This is a genomic window from Rhizobium deserti (genome assembly GCF_004358025.1).
GTDB lineage: Bacteria > Pseudomonadota > Alphaproteobacteria > Rhizobiales > Rhizobiaceae > Neorhizobium > Neorhizobium deserti.
The window spans coordinates 912,219-928,229 of record NZ_SMTL01000001.1 but is presented as its reverse complement, the minus strand read 5'-3'; the positions used below and the strand labels follow the sequence as shown (position 1 = coordinate 928,229).

The window sequence follows — 16,011 nt, the reverse complement described above, 5'->3', positions numbered from 1 at the left end:
TGGTCCGGATGTGACGGCCTGTTTTCATCGGCAGCCGTTAAAATGCAAGCTTTTCTCAAAAGAGGATGTTCAAGCCTGTCTGGCACAACCAGCCAGATAAGGGCCCAGAATGGGTGCACGATGAACGTTGCGGGAGCCGAGCATGATGGCGCACATCCTAGTTGTCGATGACGATCCAATTCAGCGTCGTTTGCTGAAGAATGCAGTGGAACGCCATGGTTACACGGCGCATCTGGCGGAAAACGGCCGCGTCGGCCTCGAGTTCCTGAAGAATAGCAGCGGCGTCATCAACGTCATCGTGCTCGACCTGATGATGCCGGAAATGGATGGCCTGTCGTTTCTCGCTGCCATCCGCGGCATGGGCATCAATACGCCGGTCATCGTCCAGACGGGGCAGGGCGGCATCGAAACGGTGGTCGAGGCCATGCGGGCTGGTGCCTTCGATTTCGTCGTCAAGCCGGTTTCGCCTGAGCGTATCGCCGCTTCGGTCGCCAATGCCCTGAAGCTCGACCAGAAGGAAACCAAGGCGCGGGCGGTCCGACGGCGCACTGGTGCCATCGGCTTCAATGACATTGTTTCGGCAAGCCCGGACATGCTGCGGGTCATCGACCTTGCCCAGCGAGCCGCCCATTCCATCATTCCCGTTGTGCTTGAGGGGGAGTCGGGCGTCGGTAAGGAAATGGTCGCGCGGGCCATTCAGTCAGGCAGCGACCGCGCCGGCAAGCCGTTCATCACCGTCAACTGCGGAGCTATTCCGCACAACCTCGTCGAAAGCATCCTATTCGGGCATGAAAAGGGAGCCTTTACCGGCGCTTCGGAACGGCATACCGGCAAATTTGTTGAAGCCGACGGCGGAACCCTTTTCCTCGACGAGATCGGCGACCTGCCGCTGGAAGTCCAGGTCAAGCTTTTGCGGGCGGTCCAGCAGGGCGAGATCGAAACGGTCGGCGCCGGCAAGGTGCAAAAGGTTAATGTGCGGCTGATTTCGGCCACCAACAAGGACCTGATCGAGGAAGTGCGCGCGGGCCGCTTCCGCGAAGACCTCTATTACCGCCTCAATGTGTTCCCGATCACCATTCCAGCGTTGCGCCGGCGCAAGGAAGACGTGCCGCATCTGGCACGCGTTTTCGCGGAACGCTTTTCGGTGGAGCAGAAATTGCCGAAGGCGGTCACGATCAATGCCAGCGCCATGGCATTGCTGACCGCCTATGACTGGCCGGGCAACATCCGCCAGCTCGAAAACGCGATCTTCCGCGCCGTCGTGCTGGCTCAGGGCGATGAACTGACGGCCGACGATTTCCCGCAAATTGCCGCGCAGCTACCCGATTTCCGCAGCTCGGAGCTTGCCGGATCTGCGGTGTCGAACGCTCCGGCGACGTTCGGTTCGGCCTCCGAACATGCGGTGCGTGAAGCGCTTGCCGATTCGCCTGTTTTTGCGAACAACGATAGGGTCCGTGCTGGCAGGCCTGACGCAAAGGCGCTGCTTGCCGCCGCTTATCCGGCGGCTGAGAACCTTATTGCCAGCACGGACGATGCCGGCGAGGTGCGCAAACTCGCGGATGTGGAAGAGGAGCTGATCCGGTTTGCATTGAAGTTCTACCGCGGTCAGATGAGCCAGGTCGCCCGCAAACTCGGGATCGGACGCTCGACGCTCTATCGAAAACTCAAGGATTACGGCATCGATCCGGATGATCCGCTGAAGGAAGCCGCGTGAATATTTCGTATGAGTAAAGTAACTTTCGGGCAAGGATCCTCTGTCACCCTTTGTCAATCTTCCGTTAGTGGGTTATTGACTATAGGAGAAGAGCTTGTGCGGGTGTGGCTCATTTGCCATGCTGTTACCGCATTTGGCAGTCAATGAGACAACGAGGGTGTTGTCTACAGGACGGGGATCGTTTTGCCGGATTTCAATGCAAAAGAAGCGCCCTCGGGCGTTCAAGAAGGCCGCCTTTATGCTGGAATACCAGCGGCGCTCGCCAAGCGTATGGTCGGTCTCGTCCTGCTGCTCCTCGCGACGCTGCCGGTTCTCTCCTTCTCTGCCACAGCGGCGTCTGCCGAAGATCGGACCCTGAAGCTTTACTTCGTCCATACGGGCGAAAAGGCAGTGATCACCTTCAAGCGCAATGGTCGATTCGATCAAAAAGGTCTGGCGCAGATCAACGAGTTCCTGCGCGACTGGCGTCGCAACCAGCCAACCAAGATGGATCCCCGCCTGTTCGACCTGGTCTGGGAAGTCTATAGGCGCAGCGGTGCCACGGATTACATCCACGTCGTCTCGGCCTTCCGCTCGCCGGAAACCAACGGCATGCTGCGCACCCGTTCGCGCACTACCGGCGTTGCCAAGAACAGCCAGCACATGCTCGGCAAGGCCATGGATTTCTATATCCCGGGCGTGAAGCTCTCGACATTGCGCGGTCTTGCCATGCAGATGCAGGTCGGCGGCGTCGGCTATTATCCGACATCCGGTTCGCCATTCGTGCATCTGGACGTCGGTGGAGTACGCGCCTGGCCGCGCATGACACGCCAGGAGCTGGTTCAGATATTCCCGAACGGCAACACGATCCATCTTCCCGCCGACGGCAAGCCATTGCCTGGTTACGAGCAGGCCATGATGGATTACAAGAAGCGGGTCAGCAGCGATTCGATCCAGATTGCCAGCACGGCAGGTGGTCGCATCCGTGGCGATAGCACCGAAAGAAAACGGCCCAATCTGCTGGCCATGCTCTTTGGTGGCGGCGGCGCGGACGAGGAAGAAGATAACGTCGAGAGCACGGCGCCTGTCGTGGCAGAGCGCCCGGCCTTGCCCGCCAAGCCGACACTACCGGCTAAACCTGCGCCGGAACCGGTGGGTGCGGATGTGGCTCCTGTCGCTGTTGCTTTGGCAGAACCGCAACCGTCGCAAAATATCATCGCACCAGTACCATTGTCGCGGCCAAGCTTCCGTTCGGATTCCGGCCCGGGCGGCCTGGCAACGGCACTCTATTCGCAGTCGCGTAATCCGGCTCAGGAAGCTCTCGCCATGCAGGCGTCAGCTCCGATCAACAACGCTCTGCCTGCCGGCGAAAGCTTTGCCGACCTTTCCGGGTACGCCATTCCGGTTCCGACGCTTCTCGGGCCACGCGGGTTCAAGGGCGATGCCGAAGCGAATATCTTGACGGCTTCGGCGGCGCCCATGCCCTTGCCGCCGGAAAACATCGGCTCCATTCCGCTTCCGTCGCATCGGCCGGCAACCGGCATAACCCTCGCGGCCAAAGTGCAGGACCAGCAGAGCTTGACGCCGGCGCTGGTCGCAGCCCTTTCGCAAAGCGTCGAAGCGACGCGTCCGGCCGTTGCGCCTCCGGTCCAGCCGTCAGTACCGCAGCTCGCCGCCGCGTCTGTGCCGCAGCGTCAGCCGATCCCAGCGCAGCGGCCTGTCGAGACCGCAGCGATCACGCCCAAGATCATTCAGCCGACGTCCAAAACCATGCAGTTCGGTGATGGCTTCGACGCTCCGAAAGCCGCGGCCGCATCGGCAGCCGGCATTCCCTCGAAAGGCACACGTGGCAGCAGACCTGCGCCTGCAGCGCCGAGCGCTAATGGCAATGGCTTGACCGGCGAGGCGCTCGCGAAATGGGCACTGAACAATAACCGCCCGGATGCAGCCGCTTCGATGAAGGCGCCGCGGGTGGTCAGCCGGACCTTGAACGGCGAATATTCGGCTGCTTATGCGGGCGGAGGCTTCAAGCCGGTGGCCGCGACGGTTGCGATCGATCCGAACCGCTTCAGCGGCCCCAACAACTGAAATCGGTCATATATCGTTTTCCGGTGATGAAAAAACCCGCCGTTTCCGGCGGGTTTTTGTTGAACTGTTCTTCAGTCGGATCAGGCGGCGTCTTGTTCGGCCGGGCCCTCGATCATTCCAAGCGCTTGCAGATAGGTGTCGAGGATCAGGTCCTCTTCCATCCGCTCCTGGTCATCCTTCTTGCGCAGGGCGATGACCTTTTTCATGATCTTGGTATCGTAGCCCATGCCCTTGGCTTCGCCGTAGACATCCTTGATGTCGTCAGCAATAGTCTTCTTTTCTTCTTCCAGTCTTTCAATGCGCTCGATAAATGCGCGAAGCTGGTCGCGGGCGACGCCATGAGCATCAGACATCGGTGCCTCCTAATCGTGTAACTTTGAGTGAGTTCTGGTCAACTGCCGAAAAGTGGCGGTAAGGTCAAGTCAAATCGCCGGCCCCGGTGATCGATCCATCAACCATGAGCCGGCTTGTTGACTTCGAATGCGGCCTTTTGTGCGTCAGAAGCATCCGACTGGTGGAGATTTCTCCATTCGTCGTAAGACATGCCATAGACTATGCGCCGGGAGTCATCCTTGCTGATCTCGACACCCGCTTGGCCGGCAGCTTCCTGATACCAGTTGGACAGGCAGTTGCGGCAAAAGCCCGCAAGGTTCATCAGGTCGATATTCTGGACATCCGTCCGCTCGCGCAGGTGGCCGAGAAGACGGCGGAAGGCCGCGGCCTCGAATTCCGTCTGCTGCTGCTGGGTGAGTTCGCCGATGTGGCTGGGTTCGGTCATGGGAGCGCCTTCCTGAAATCGCGTCAGGCCGGGTAGGACCCGGTGCGTGACGGAAAAATCCTGTACTCGTGCAATGTGGGGTCGGCGTTGAGCGTCTTGAAGATAGGCGCCAATCTTTCCGCCCAGGCATCGATGCCTGCCTCGTCGCCAAGCATATCCTGGCGCAGCTCAAGAAGCGCATGCGGCACGCCGGTCATCATGCAGTGACGGTACATGGTATCGTTCTTGAGTGCCCCGTCATAGGGTTCATTGTCGCCGACGACGATATCGCCAGGAGCGCGCAGCAAATCCAGAAGAGGCGTCACTGCGCGGTTGTCGCTGTCCCATAGCACGGCAGCATGCCAGGGACGTGCGAACTGCTTCCAGAACGGCGTGAAGGAATGCAGCGACAGGATCAGCGGCGCATGGCCGCGAGCGCCAGTCTTTGCGATCGTTCTCTCCACCGCCCGATGGTAGGGCCGGTGATAGGTGTCGACCCGATGATCCCATTCGGACTGGCTGATCGGATGATTGCCCGGAATAATCGCGCCGTCCGAGATCTTCATGATCAGCGTCGGGTCGTCCTCGCCCCGGTTCGGATCGATCAGCAGGCGCGAAAAGCAGCTTAGCACGGCCGGTATATCTAAGAGGAGAGCTAGTTTCCGCGTTAGTGCCTCAATGCCGATGTCATAGGCGATGTGCCGCTCAAAGGCGCTTTGCGGCAAGCCAAGGCTGGCATAGGCGGTTGGCAAGCGGTTCATGGCATGGTCGGCAAGGATCACCATGCCGATGTCATAATCGCCTTCTATGATTTCATACGGAATGAAGGTCTGCATTGCAGCTGCGGCTGAAGTGAAGGTTGAAGTTGTGATCGCACAGGCCAGGGGGAGGGCGCAAGTCCGACTGTCTGGCGCAAGCCAGGCGCAGCATGATGGCAGAAGCTACAACCGCTTAGACTTTCGTTGACTTTCAGACTCTGCCGCGCCAGAAAGTGCCTTACGAATAACCATGGAGTCCTGACGGAAACCGTGTCGAAAAAATCCCCCACAGCTTATCTCAGTTCTGTCGTCTCCGCTCCTGTGCTGGCCGCATTGATTGCAGCTGGTGTGCCCCTGTTTGCCGCCGGCGCCGCGCATGCGGATTTCCGCGTCTGCAACGGCACCCAAAACCTGGTGGGCGTCGCCATCGGCTACCGGGCCGCCGAAGGCTGGGCCACCGAGGGCTGGTGGCAGGTGCCGGCCTCCACATGCGCGACGCTGATTGAAGGCGAACTGCAGTCCCGATATTATTATCTTTATGCCGAGGATGCGGCGCGTGGCGGCCGCTGGACGGGCAATGTCAACATGTGCGTTGCTGAGAACGAATTTAAGATTACCGGCGTCAACGATTGTTTTGCCCGTGGCTTCCAGCGGATGGGCTTCAAAGAATATGACACGGGCCGTCAGGGGAGCTGGATGGTCCAGCTTTCCGACACGCCCGGCACCCAAGAAGGCCAGAATTGATGAGGCGCAACCGCAAAGTTAAAATCCTTGCCACGCTGGGACCTGCTTCCTCCGAAGAGGAAATGATCCAGAAGCTGCATGAAGCAGGGGCCGATCTTTTCCGCATCAATATGAGCCATGCCAGCCACGACACCATGCGCACGCTGATCCAGCGGATCCGCGCTGTCGAAGCCAGGAGTGGACGGCCGATCGGTATCCTCGCCGATCTCCAGGGGCCCAAGCTGCGCGTCGGCAAATTTGCCAATACGAAGGTGGCGCTGAAGCCGGGCCAGACTTTCACGCTCGACAACAACCAGGAGCCGGGCGACGAAAACCGGGTCTTCCTGCCGCATCCGGAAATCCTGGAAGCCGTTAAAGTCGGCGACCGGCTATTGATCGACGACGGAAAGCTGGCGTTGAAGGCTGTCGAGGCAGATGGCAAGAGCATTGTCTGCACCGTCGTCGCCGGTACCAGCATTTCGGACCGCAAGGGCGTCAGCCTTCCCGATACGATCCTGACTGTCGGCGTGCTGACGGACAAGGACCGCGCCGACCTCGATGCCGTGCTAGCGACAGATGACGTCGATTGGGTCGCGCTTTCGTTTGTGCAGCGACCGGAAGACCTTGCCGAAGTTCGCAAGATTGCCCGCGGCCGCGTCGGTATCATGTCGAAGATCGAAAAGCCGCAGGCGCTGGAGCGCATTGACGAAATCATCGAGCTTTCCGATGCTGTCATGGTAGCGCGTGGCGACCTCGGCGTCGAGATGCCGCTTGAAGCCGTCCCGGGCATCCAGAAGCAACTCACCCGCGCCTGTCGGCGTGCCGGCAAGCCCGTCGTCGTCGCGACCCAGATGCTCGAATCAATGATCTCGGCCCCAGTTCCGACCCGCGCAGAAGTCTCCGACGTGTCGATTGCCGTCTTCGAAGGCGCCGATGCGATCATGCTGTCTGCCGAATCGGCTTCCGGCGAGTATCCGGTTGAAGCCGTCTCTATGATGGCGTCGATCGCTCATACGGTCGAGCAGGATCCCTATTATCCGAACATCATCTATGCGCAGCGCGCCACGCCGGAAGCGACGGGAGCGGACGCGATCTCACTTGCCTCGCGCCAGATCGCCGAAACGCTGAAGCTGTCGGCAATCGTCACCTATACTTCGTCGGGAACCACTGGCCTGCGCGCCTCGCGCGAACGGCCGCAGGTGCCGATCATCGCGCTTTCGCCAATCATAAAGACGGCGCGGCGCCTGTCAGTGGTTTGGGGCCTGCATTGCGTCGTTACCCACGATGCGACCGACCTGGATGACATGGTGAACCGCGCCTGCCGCATCGTCGTATCCGAGGGATTCGGCAGTCCGGGTGACCGGATTATTATTTCGGCCGGTGTTCCATTGGGAACGCCCGGAGCGACCAACATGATCCGGATTGCCTATATCGGTGCAGACGGACAGACCGGTATCTGACTCCATAATCTGCTCAGCGATTCGAGCCGTCGGTAATCCGGCGGCTTTTGCTTGTTCAGGCTTTCTCGATCGACAGGTCGAGCTCAGGTGCTGCATGGTCTTCGGTGGCTGCCAGCCTTCGTTCTGCGCGTCTTGCCGCGATATCAAGGTCGCGCTCATGGCCGCCAAGCTTCTCGATCGCAGCGATCGCCACATCGGTTGCCACATAGTCCGGCTTGTGGCCGAGATTGCGGATGACAACCAGTTCGGAGCCCGCAATATCGCGGGCGAGGCCGCGCGAATGGATCTCTTCGGCAACGATCGCATCGCTATCGCCGGTGATGATCACCGTCGGCGCTTCGATCTCGCGGTAATGTGGAGAAACGCGCCTGACATAGCTGTTGAGATTGGCGACATCGATCGCATTCGCGCGGAAATTCTTCGGCCGCAGTACCAGAGCCGGTGCACCGTCTATGAGATAGGTCGGCGGCCGAGGGTTAGGGTGGAAAACCGCATCGATCGCCTTGTCCATCAGCACCAGGCCGGCCGGCAGCGACAGCAGGTGGCTGAACAGCCAGCCGAGCAGCGGTCGCGATGTCAGCTTGTAATACCAGCCAATCGTTCCGGGCCAGGGATGCGTGGCCGGTGCCATCAGCAGCAGACCTAAGGTCTTCTCCGGATGATAAAGCGCAAAGCTTGCAGCGATCGCGCCACCGAAGGAGTGCCCGACGATGATGGCTTTCTCCATGCCGCGCTTGTCCATCAATCTGGCGATGGCGGAGGCCTGCCCGTCCGGATGATCGTTGTCAGGGCCGCCGCGTTCGGAATAGCCGTGGCCAGGTCGGTCGACGAACAGCAGTTCGCCCCTGCCTTCGAGTGCCTTGCGAAAGGCGGTCTCCTGATCGCGCAGATTTCCGCTGGCGCCATGGATAAAAACTAAGGGCGGCAGATCGGCACCGGGACCTGCCGGCAGATGCAGGCTGTTCATCCTGAACCCGCCGACATCCGTCAGTTCGCCGATATTGGGAAAGGAGGCTTCGATCGTCCGGGCCTTCCAGGCGGTGAAGCCATAGGTGCCGGCGACAACGCCCATGGCTGCGATGGGCAGGAGCATCATGGGAGGGGCGACTCGCTCAAGTCCGGCTGCCTGCGATCTTCTCGGTGAGCTTGGTGACTGCTTCCTGCGCATCCCGATCGGCCGGGTAGACTTCCAAGTAACGCTCCCACGCCTTGAGGGCGAGCTCGTCCTTTCCCGCTTCGGTTAGAATGCCAGCCATACCAGCCAGGGCACCCAGATGTCGGGGTTCGCGGCGCAGGACCTCGGAAATATCCGCCATGGATTTGCGAGTCTCACCCATCGTATAGTGGAGCGTCGCCCGGCGCTGCCAGCCTTCCGGATAGGCGGGATCCAGCACGATGACCTGATCGAGGAAGTCGAGCGCAGCGCCATTGCGCTTTTCCTTCATGGCGGTGGTCGCCCACTGCATCAGCAGATTGACCGTAGCGCTGCCCGAATCATTGAGGTCGGAGAAAATCTGGCTGGCTATGCCCCGCGCCTTCTGCGGATCCCGTTCACGCTTCAGCGCTTCAAACAAGGGGTCTACCGGTTTGGTGGCAGCCATCGGTGCTGCAGCCGCGACGGTGGAGCCGCCTGCCGGAGGCTGCTCAGGAACCTGGGCGAGAACAGAGCTGCAGGATAGTGCTGCGGTCAGGGCGATAGGGATCAAACGAAAATAGCGCATGCGGATAAGGTAATCCGCATGCGCTCAATATCAAACCCGATTTATCGCCCTGGCAATAAATTGATCGGCTCGGTCAAACCGGAGCCGAAGCCATATCAGCCCTGACGAGCCTTGAAGCGCGGGTTCATCTTGTTGATGATGTAAACGCGGCCCTTGCGGCGAACCAGACGGTTGTCGCGGTGACGGGTCATAAGCGCCTTGAGCGAGTTCTTGATCTTCATTTTTCCGGTCCAGCAATCTGTGGGCTTGGAAAGCCGCCTGTTATCAATCAAAAGCGCGCCGCCTGTTTGTGCAAGAGGAGCGCGCTCTCAAGTTGGCGAGGCAGATAACCCGAGCCTCGGCTCATGTCAACCTTATGACGAGGTTTTCGAGCCTATAAGCTGGGTAACATGGCCCATTTTGCGGCCTGGCCTTGCTTCCGTCTTGCCGTAAAGATGAGCCAGCACGTCTTTCCTGGACAACCAAGTCGGCAGGTCCAGAATGTCGTCGCCGATCAGGTTGGTCATAACGCAATCGGAATGACGGGCGGGGCTTCCCAGTGCAAGACCGGTGACGGCACGGATATGCTGCTCGAACTGCGAAACCACACAGGCCGCCTCCGTCCAATGGCCGGAATTGTGGACACGAGGAGCAATTTCATTAGCGATAAGCTCGTTGTCGGCCATGAGAAAGAATTCCATGCCGATGACGCCGACGTAATCCAACGCTGCCAGAAGCCGCTCGGCCGCTTCGCGGGCCATGTCGGCGGCCCTGTCGCTGAGTCGCGCGGGCAGGGTGGAGGTGTGCAAGATGCCGTCCCGATGGACGTTTTCGGCCGGATCGTAGCAGGCGATAGTACCGTCCGCTGCGCGCGCAGCAATGATCGAGACTTCGCGCTCGAACGAGACCAGGCTCTCGAGAATCAGCGGCACGCTGCCGAAGGCTTCGTATGTGCCGGCCGCATCGTCCTGCGCGGTGCGGAAAACGCGCTGTCCCTTGCCGTCATAGCCAAGCCTACGGGTCTTGAGGACGCCTTGGCCGCCGAAATCGGCAAGCGCTTTTTCCAGGTCTACCTGATTGTCGACCGGGTGGAATTTCGCCGTTTCGATTCCGCAGGAATTGAGGAAACGCTTTTCCGTCAACCGATCCTGCGCCACGTCCAGCGCCTTGGCAGGCGGGTAGACCGGCAGCGAGCGCTGCAGATACTCGGCTGCGGCTACGGGAACGTTCTCGAACTCGTAGGTGATGACGTCGCATAGGTCGGCCATCTGGGTAAGGGCTGCCGGATCGTCATAGGCCGCGACGATCTGCTGATTGGCGACCTGCGCGGCGGGACAATCCGTTTGTGGCTCGAGAATCACGGTCCGGAAATTCAGCCGCGCTGCGGCCATGGCCAGCATTCGGCCGAGTTGGCCGCCGCCAATAATGCCGATCGTGCGGATGGTCATGGTGCCTCGTCGATCGGATAATCGGCCACGGACGCGCTTTGGCGGGCCCGCCATTCGTCGAGGCGATCAGCGATCTCCTCGTCATGCAGCGCCAGAACGGCGGCCGCAAGCAATGCTGCGTTGACGGCGCCGGCCCTTCCGATCGCCAGCGTCCCAACCGGAATTCCGGCCGGCATCTGCACGATCGACAGGAGACTGTCCTGCCCCGAGAGTGTCTTTGACTGAACTGGCACGCCGAAAACGGGGAGCGCCGTCATGGAGGCGGTCATGCCCGGCAGGTGGGCGGCGCCACCGGCACCCGCAATAATCACCTGAAAACCTTCGTCGCGCGCGCCTTTCGCAAAGCTCACCAGCCGGTCCGGCGTGCGATGCGCGGAAATGATGCGGGCTTCATAGCCGATATCGAGCGCCTCGAGCGTATCGGCGGCGTTCTTCATCGTTTCCCAGTCGGACTGGCTGCCCATGATAATGGCGACGGCGGGTCGTTCGGCCAGCATGGCTTCCTCCTAGGCGATGATGTCCGGGACGATCTGGTCCTCGATCTGGGTCATCCTGTCCTTGAGAGCCAGCTTCTTCTTTTTCATCCGCTGGACGCGCAGGGCATCGCAGCCGACCTGGATCATGGCATTGATCGCAGCGTCATAATCCTCGTGCTCCTGCCGCAGTTTTGCAAGCGCAAGCCGGATATCCGCCTTCTCCTGATCAGGCATTCACTAGTCCCCATGTCTCCTCCGGCTTTTGAAGGTCGCCGGCGTGTTTGGCAAGCTCCTACCATCAAACCGCGTTAACGGCTAGTTAGACAAGGTCATGAATTTGCCTCTTTGAAACCACGATTTGTCCTTCGACAAAGCGGATCAATCGTGTCACACTTCTGTTGCAAACCTGAAGCCTCGGCTAAGGGAACAGCCGGGGCAGGTGTTCAAGGAAGGAACATGCCACATGACCGTCCAGGCTCATATCGCATCGCTTGAAAAGAAGCACGTCGCTCTTGAGGAGGAGCTCCAGTCCATTCTTGCGTCTCCCTCTTCCGATGATCGCGAGATCGCTGAAATCAAGCGCCGCAAGTTGCGTCTCAAGGATGAGCTGCAACGCCTGAAAGCCTCTACGCGTCACTAGTTCTCAACATAGGAGAGCCCGCCGCCGCCTCACGTCATGATCAGTAAGAGGCATTTCTAATAAGCGGCACAAATAATCCCAAGACAAGATTCTGGTCGTGGTTCGCAAGGATCACGGCCAGAAGCCATTCCCACTAGGCATGTTCTGCCTGTGCCGAATGTCGCTTGCGGCAGCTGTGGCCGACCGACTGCCTTGTTCACCTCTTCGTTTAGATCGGCAAACCGTCCCAAAGAAGCTTCAGACCTGCAAGCAGTGCAAGCCCATATGTCATCGGGTAGAAGGTCTCCGCCCTGAGGTGCTTGACCACTGCCGCGCCAGCCATGGTCGAGACCAGGGCGACCGGCAGAAGCGTCGCCGAGATCGTCAGGTTTTCGCGATCGAGTGCACCGAGGAGGAAGTAAGGGATAACCTTCACAGCATTGACGATAGCGAAAAACCTTATGCTGGCGCCGGTGTAGGATTTGGGGTCGAGCCGCATCGGCAGGACGTAAATCTGGAAGGGCGGCCCTCCCGCATGCGCGACGAAACTGGCATAGCCGGAAAGCGCGCCCCAGAAGGTCGCGGCGGCAGGGCGGTGCGGCAAGGCGACGACCGGCCGGTTTGAATGAGGGCCATAGACTTGCCAGAAATAGCGCAGGGTAAAGAGGATGGTGGCGGTCGCGATGACCAGTCGAAGGGCATTGTCGGAGACATAGGCCGACGTCGCCCAGCCGAGCGCTATGCCGATCACCCCTCCGGGCAGGATCATCAGCAGGGTCTTGGCGTCATTGTGATTGCGCCAGGACCATAGCGCCACGAGATCCATGAGGATCAGGATCGGCAGGAAAATGGCGGCGGCCCGGACGGGATCTACCGCAAGTGACATCAGTGGTACGCCGAGGAGGCCGATCGCACCGCCTATCCCTCCCTTGGACAGGCCCACGAGCATCACGGCAGGAATGGCGGCAGCGAAAAAAGCAAGAGTAAGCGTATCGGGCATGAGCAGTTCGGCCGCTTCGGCTGTTGATCCTCGTATCCTTCCGGTCTATCGAACTTGGGAAGAGAAGACGAGCACGGATTGCCTCAAACCGCCGTCGCCGCATGGGAAGCAATATGACATTACAGGAAGACCGTTGCCGCCTCGTCCTGGTCCTGCCGGAAAGCGAGAACGCCAAGGCGATCGAAACGCAGTTGCAGGAGGCATTGGCCACCGGCGACGTGGCTTCCGTTATCATTCCCCAATACGGTCAGGACGATCAGGCTTTTCAGCAGCGGTGCGAAGCACTCGTGCCCGAAATCCAGGCGGCGGGTGCCGCTGCGATCATTGCAGGCGATAGCCGGGTTGCCGGACGCGTCAAAGCCGACGGTCTGCATGTGACGGCAGTCTCGGAACTGAAGGAAACCATCGAGAAGTTCACACCGAAATTCATTGTCGGCTCCGGCGGTGGGGCCGAGCGGCATACGGCGCTGGAAATCGGCGAGATGCGGCCCGACTATATTTTCTTCGGCAAGCTGGATGGCGACATCAAGCCGGAGGCGCATCCGAAGAACCTAGCGCTGGCGGAATGGTGGGCCTCGATGATCGAGATCCCTTGCGTGGTCTTGGGCGGCACGGATGCGGCATCTGCTCTGGCTGTCGCCGAGACAGGCGCCGAATTTGTCGCTATGCGGTCCGCGGTCTTTGCTCATCCGGAAGGCGCGGCCGAAGCGGTCCGGCAGATCAATGCGATCCTCGACGAAAAAGCGCCACGGTTTGAGGCTTGATGGTATCCATGCCATGGAACCGTCACGCTTATAAAACCGCCTTTCTGTTCATCGCCGCACTGGCTGTTGGCGCAGTCTTGCCCGCCATTGCCCAAGCGCAATCGCAGCAGCCGCAGGCTGAGCCGCCGGAACCGTCCTCTCGCCAAGTGATGACAAGACCTGTAGCGCCTGACGCAGGCGGCATGTCGAACGCGGATCAACCCGATGGCATTGTGCCCTCCGGCGGCGTGGAGCTCTACCAGCGAATGGGGGCAGGGCTACCTCCGTTGCCTGCCGAAAAGCCTTATACAGGACCTGTCGACGAGGCCTTCGGAGCTTATCAGCGGGGCCTTTACGTCACGGCGCTCGGCAAGGCCTTGCAGCGGGCGAGCGCCGGGGATGCGGCTGCCCAAACCCTGGTGGCCGAAATGATGACCAAGGGTCTCGGCATCAAGCGTGACGCCAAAACAGCAGCCTTCTGGTACGGACAGGCGGCAGAACGAGGCGATCCTGCTGGAATGTTCCAGTATGCGCTGCTTCTGATGACCGGCCGGGATGTGCCCGCCGATAAGAAGAAGGCGGACGACTACATGCGGCGGGCCGCGGAAGCGGGCAATTCTTCTGCGCAGTTCAACTGGGCGCAGATCCTGATTTCCGACAATCCCGGTGAGAGAGGGCTTCAACTCGCGCTGCCCTTCTACGAAAAGGCGGCTGAACAGGGCGTCGCCGATGCGCAATACGCGGTGGCTCAGCTTTACGTAGTAATGAAGAATCTTCCGGCACAAAAGAAGTCGATGGCCCGGCAATGGCTGGAGCGTGCCGCCAAGGCAGGCTTCGACACGGCGCAGCTCGACATGGGCGTCTGGCTCGTCAATGGTGTCGGCGGCGAGAAGGACTACGAACGCGGCTTCGATTGGCTGAGGATTGCCGCGCATCGCGGCAATGTCGTAGCCCAGAACAAGCTCTCCCACCTTTACATCGATGCCCTCGGAACGCGTCCCGATCCAGTCGAGGCGGCCAAGTGGTATGTCCTGTCACGGCGGGCCGGTCTGCAGGATCCGGAACTTGAGGATTTCTACCTCGGCATCAACGACGAACAGCAGAGGCAAGCGATCGAAGCGGCCAACAAGTTCCGCCGCAGTTGATCGCCTGTTCTGGTAGCGAGCGTCAAGTGCTCCCAAGCGACATCAAGGCGCTGCGGATGACCAGGCCGTGGCCGACGGACAGAAGGAGAATGACGGCCAGCCAGAGAATGATGTAGCGCTCCGGATGCCGTGCTGTTGTTCCGATGTTCTTGCAAATAAGTGCAAAAACGGCCGTTGCGATCAGGATCGCAAACGGCATGATCGCCAGGAGGACAGTCTTGGAAGCAGGTTCTCCACCGAAGCCAAAAGGCAGGGGAATGCCCATTTCGGCTGGCAGCATCGAGCCGATCCCGAGCGAGAGCGACGTCATGGTGGTGAACATGCCAAGGCTCACGATCAGCGGCAGGGCGATCCTCATCTAGGGCGTCTCCGGGTTCTGCTTGTCTTTATCCGCTTCTCGCAAAGCCGTGGCGCAATAACAATGGCGATCTGCGCCTTTCTCCGAACGACTTGAATTTTTGCCGGTTTTATGGTCTTGAACCCGCCAATCACGAAATTGCACGTCACACGTCGTCCCGTTCAGGTGAAAATGGGACAATCCGAAGGATTTCCCGCATGGCCCGCTCTGCTCTTCTCAATGTCATGGTTCAGGCTGCCCTGAAGGCAGGAAAGTCGCTCGCCAGAGACTTTGGAGAGGTGCAGAACCTCCAGGTTTCCGTCAAAGGTCCGAGCGACTTCGTGTCTCAGGCCGATCTGAAGGCCGAAAAGATCGTCCACGACGAGCTGATGAAGGCGCGCCCGACCTATGGTTTCCTTGGTGAGGAAAGCGAAGAGGAGAAGGGCACGGACGGCGCCCATCGCTGGATCGTCGATCCGCTGGATGGGACCACCAATTTCCTGCACGGCATCCCGCAGTTTGCCGTATCCATCGCGTTGGAGCGCAACGGCGAAATGGTGGCAGGCGTCATCTTCAACCCGGCGACCGATGAACTTTTCACGGCCGAAAAGGGCGGCGGCGCCTTCATGAACGACCGCCGCATCCGTGTGGCTGCCCGTCGCGTCCTGTCGGATTGCGTGATCGGCTGCGGCGCACCACATCTCGGCCGCGGCAATCACGGCAAGTTCCTTGTCGAGCTCCGGCATGTCATGGGCGAAGTGGCTGGCGTGCGCCGCTTCGGCGCCGCTGCGCTGGATCTGGCCTATGTGGCAGCCGGACGCCTTGACGGTTTCTGGGAAACCGAGCTTTCGCCCTGGGATATGGCTGCGGGTCTTATCCTCATCCGGGAAGCCGGCGGGTTTGTCAGCGATATGAATGGCACGACCGACATCCTGCAAAGCGGCAGTATTGTCGCCGGCAACGAGCTTATCCAGAAGGCGCTGCTCGAAGCCGCTACTCGCCCGGTTCCGGGCCGCTGAGAAGCTTTTCGCCGAAAGCAGAGTGTACAGGCTGACAGCGGGCGG

General features: G+C 60.1%; 17 protein-coding genes and 3 pseudogenes. 9 read left to right on the top strand and 11 right to left on the bottom strand.

What is annotated here, in order from left to right; genetic code table 11:
- Nucleotides 1–142 precede the first annotated feature (142 nt).
- The 3 genes and pseudogenes from E2F50_RS04495 to E2F50_RS04490 all read left to right on the top strand — a co-directional run.
- A pseudogene (locus E2F50_RS04495) lies at nt 143–1,328 on the top strand (sigma-54-dependent transcriptional regulator); the annotation flags it as partial.
- 179 nt (nt 1,329–1,507) lie between these two features.
- Nucleotides 1,508–1,714 (top strand): annotated as a pseudogene (locus E2F50_RS23635) (helix-turn-helix domain-containing protein); the annotation flags it as partial.
- 183 nt (nt 1,715–1,897) lie between these two features.
- A complete protein-coding gene (locus E2F50_RS04490) occupies nt 1,898–3,781 on the top strand; it encodes a peptidoglycan L,D-endopeptidase MepK (protein WP_245515284.1) in 1,884 nt (627 codons plus the stop codon).
- A gap of 80 nt (nt 3,782–3,861) precedes the next feature.
- Here the strand turns inward: E2F50_RS04490 and E2F50_RS04485 are convergent, their stop codons facing one another.
- From E2F50_RS04485 to E2F50_RS04475, 3 genes are all read right to left on the bottom strand, one after another.
- Entirely contained in the window at nt 3,862–4,134 is a 273-nt protein-coding gene (locus E2F50_RS04485; RefSeq protein WP_133314828.1) for a DUF2312 domain-containing protein, read from the bottom strand.
- A gap of 98 nt (nt 4,135–4,232) precedes the next feature.
- Nucleotides 4,233–4,559, bottom strand: a complete 327-nt coding sequence (locus tag E2F50_RS04480) for a DUF1244 domain-containing protein (protein WP_425375351.1) — start codon at nt 4,557–4,559, stop codon at nt 4,233–4,235.
- A 23-nt stretch (nt 4,560–4,582) separates the two neighbouring features.
- Nucleotides 4,583–5,374: an N-formylglutamate amidohydrolase gene (locus E2F50_RS04475; RefSeq protein WP_133314827.1), complete on the bottom strand. Its 792-nt coding sequence runs from the start codon at nt 5,372–5,374 to the stop codon at nt 4,583–4,585.
- 261 nt (nt 5,375–5,635) lie between these two features.
- On the opposite strand from E2F50_RS04475, the pseudogene E2F50_RS04470 reads away from it, so the two are divergent.
- A pseudogene (locus E2F50_RS04470) lies at nt 5,636–6,040 on the top strand (DUF1036 domain-containing protein); the annotation flags it as partial.
- On the top strand, nt 6,040–7,479 hold the full coding sequence (gene pyk, locus E2F50_RS04465) for a pyruvate kinase (protein ID WP_133314826.1): 1,440 nt from the start codon (nt 6,040–6,042) through the stop codon (nt 7,477–7,479). The pseudogene E2F50_RS04470 and the gene pyk, both read left to right, overlap by 1 nt.
- Nucleotides 7,480–7,534: 55 nt before the next feature.
- On the opposite strand, the gene E2F50_RS04460 is transcribed toward pyk, so the two are convergent.
- The 6 genes from E2F50_RS04460 to E2F50_RS04435 form a co-directional block, all read right to left on the bottom strand.
- Complete coding sequence (locus E2F50_RS04460) at nt 7,535–8,572, bottom strand: alpha/beta fold hydrolase (protein WP_133315235.1); 1,038 nt, start codon at nt 8,570–8,572, stop codon at nt 7,535–7,537.
- Nucleotides 8,573–8,591: 19 nt separating this feature from the next.
- Nucleotides 8,592–9,200, bottom strand: a complete 609-nt coding sequence (locus E2F50_RS04455) for a tetratricopeptide repeat protein (RefSeq protein ID WP_133314825.1) — start codon at nt 9,198–9,200, stop codon at nt 8,592–8,594.
- 95 nt (nt 9,201–9,295) lie between these two features.
- Complete coding sequence (ykgO, locus tag E2F50_RS04450) at nt 9,296–9,421, bottom strand: type B 50S ribosomal protein L36 (protein WP_112638909.1); 126 nt, start codon at nt 9,419–9,421, stop codon at nt 9,296–9,298.
- A 132-nt stretch (nt 9,422–9,553) separates the two neighbouring features.
- Nucleotides 9,554–10,627, bottom strand: a complete 1,074-nt coding sequence (locus tag E2F50_RS04445) for a 5-(carboxyamino)imidazole ribonucleotide synthase (RefSeq protein WP_133314824.1) — start codon at nt 10,625–10,627, stop codon at nt 9,554–9,556.
- Nucleotides 10,624–11,124 carry a 5-(carboxyamino)imidazole ribonucleotide mutase gene (gene purE, locus E2F50_RS04440; protein ID WP_133314823.1) on the bottom strand — a complete coding sequence of 167 codons (501 nt, stop codon included), beginning with the start codon at nt 11,122–11,124 and terminating at the stop codon, nt 10,624–10,626. Before purE ends, E2F50_RS04445 begins: the two co-directional genes overlap by 4 nt.
- Nucleotides 11,125–11,133: 9 nt before the next feature.
- Nucleotides 11,134–11,337 carry a YdcH family protein gene (locus E2F50_RS04435; RefSeq protein ID WP_133314822.1) on the bottom strand — a complete coding sequence of 68 codons (204 nt, stop codon included), beginning with the start codon at nt 11,335–11,337 and terminating at the stop codon, nt 11,134–11,136.
- A gap of 229 nt (nt 11,338–11,566) precedes the next feature.
- Here E2F50_RS04435 and E2F50_RS04430 point away from each other — a divergent pair, with 229 nt between their 5' ends.
- The gene (locus E2F50_RS04430; RefSeq protein ID WP_133314821.1) at nt 11,567–11,743 is read left to right on the top strand and encodes a YdcH family protein; all 177 of its coding nucleotides are present in this window, start codon (nt 11,567–11,569) and stop codon (nt 11,741–11,743) included.
- A gap of 208 nt (nt 11,744–11,951) precedes the next feature.
- Here the strand turns inward: E2F50_RS04430 and E2F50_RS04425 are convergent, their stop codons facing one another.
- A complete protein-coding gene (locus E2F50_RS04425) occupies nt 11,952–12,722 on the bottom strand; it encodes a sulfite exporter TauE/SafE family protein (protein WP_133314820.1) in 771 nt (256 codons plus the stop codon).
- Nucleotides 12,723–12,835: 113 nt separating this feature from the next.
- On the opposite strand from E2F50_RS04425, the gene E2F50_RS04420 reads away from it, so the two are divergent.
- Both E2F50_RS04420 and E2F50_RS04415 read left to right on the top strand, forming a co-directional pair.
- Nucleotides 12,836–13,486, top strand: coding sequence for a thiamine phosphate synthase (locus E2F50_RS04420; RefSeq protein ID WP_133314819.1), 651 nt, complete (start codon nt 12,836–12,838; stop codon nt 13,484–13,486).
- A complete protein-coding gene (locus E2F50_RS04415) occupies nt 13,486–14,610 on the top strand; it encodes a tetratricopeptide repeat protein (protein ID WP_425375350.1) in 1,125 nt (374 codons plus the stop codon). Before E2F50_RS04420 ends, E2F50_RS04415 begins: the two co-directional genes overlap by 1 nt.
- Nucleotides 14,611–14,632: 22 nt before the next feature.
- Here E2F50_RS04415 and E2F50_RS04410 read toward each other — a convergent pair whose 3' ends face one another.
- Nucleotides 14,633–14,968 (bottom strand): hypothetical protein, encoded by a 336-nt coding sequence (locus tag E2F50_RS04410; protein WP_133314818.1) that lies wholly within the window; start codon nt 14,966–14,968, stop codon nt 14,633–14,635.
- Between the two features lie 197 nt (nt 14,969–15,165).
- Between E2F50_RS04410 and E2F50_RS04405 the strand changes: the two genes are divergently transcribed.
- Complete coding sequence (locus E2F50_RS04405) at nt 15,166–15,966, top strand: inositol monophosphatase family protein (protein WP_133314817.1); 801 nt, start codon at nt 15,166–15,168, stop codon at nt 15,964–15,966.
- Nucleotides 15,967–16,011: the final 45 nt, after the last annotated feature.

What these genes read in the sequence shown, in the direction of transcription:
- E2F50_RS04485 (WP_133314828.1), bottom strand. Translation starts at nt 4,134, where the DNA reads ATGTCTGATGCTCATGGCGTCGCCCGCGACCAGCTTCGCGCATTTATC.
- E2F50_RS04480 (WP_425375351.1), bottom strand. Translation starts at nt 4,559, where the DNA reads ATGACCGAACCCAGCCACATCGGCGAACTCACCCAGCAGCAGCAGACG.
- E2F50_RS04475 (WP_133314827.1), bottom strand. Translation starts at nt 5,374, where the DNA reads ATGCAGACCTTCATTCCGTATGAAATCATAGAAGGCGATTATGACATC.
- pyk (WP_133314826.1), top strand. Translation starts at nt 6,040, where the DNA reads ATGAGGCGCAACCGCAAAGTTAAAATCCTTGCCACGCTGGGACCTGCT.
- E2F50_RS04460 (WP_133315235.1), bottom strand. Translation starts at nt 8,572, where the DNA reads ATGCTCCTGCCCATCGCAGCCATGGGCGTTGTCGCCGGCACCTATGGC.
- E2F50_RS04455 (WP_133314825.1), bottom strand. Translation starts at nt 9,200, where the DNA reads ATGCGCTATTTTCGTTTGATCCCTATCGCCCTGACCGCAGCACTATCC.
- ykgO (WP_112638909.1), bottom strand. Translation starts at nt 9,421, where the DNA reads ATGAAGATCAAGAACTCGCTCAAGGCGCTTATGACCCGTCACCGCGAC.
- E2F50_RS04445 (WP_133314824.1), bottom strand. Translation starts at nt 10,627, where the DNA reads ATGACCATCCGCACGATCGGCATTATTGGCGGCGGCCAACTCGGCCGA.
- purE (WP_133314823.1), bottom strand. Translation starts at nt 11,124, where the DNA reads ATGCTGGCCGAACGACCCGCCGTCGCCATTATCATGGGCAGCCAGTCC.
- E2F50_RS04435 (WP_133314822.1), bottom strand. Translation starts at nt 11,337, where the DNA reads ATGCCTGATCAGGAGAAGGCGGATATCCGGCTTGCGCTTGCAAAACTG.
- E2F50_RS04430 (WP_133314821.1), top strand. Translation starts at nt 11,567, where the DNA reads ATGACCGTCCAGGCTCATATCGCATCGCTTGAAAAGAAGCACGTCGCT.
- E2F50_RS04425 (WP_133314820.1), bottom strand. Translation starts at nt 12,722, where the DNA reads ATGCCCGATACGCTTACTCTTGCTTTTTTCGCTGCCGCCATTCCTGCC.
- E2F50_RS04420 (WP_133314819.1), top strand. Translation starts at nt 12,836, where the DNA reads ATGACATTACAGGAAGACCGTTGCCGCCTCGTCCTGGTCCTGCCGGAA.
- E2F50_RS04415 (WP_425375350.1), top strand. Translation starts at nt 13,486, where the DNA reads ATGGTATCCATGCCATGGAACCGTCACGCTTATAAAACCGCCTTTCTG.
- E2F50_RS04410 (WP_133314818.1), bottom strand. Translation starts at nt 14,968, where the DNA reads ATGAGGATCGCCCTGCCGCTGATCGTGAGCCTTGGCATGTTCACCACC.
- E2F50_RS04405 (WP_133314817.1), top strand. Translation starts at nt 15,166, where the DNA reads ATGGCCCGCTCTGCTCTTCTCAATGTCATGGTTCAGGCTGCCCTGAAG.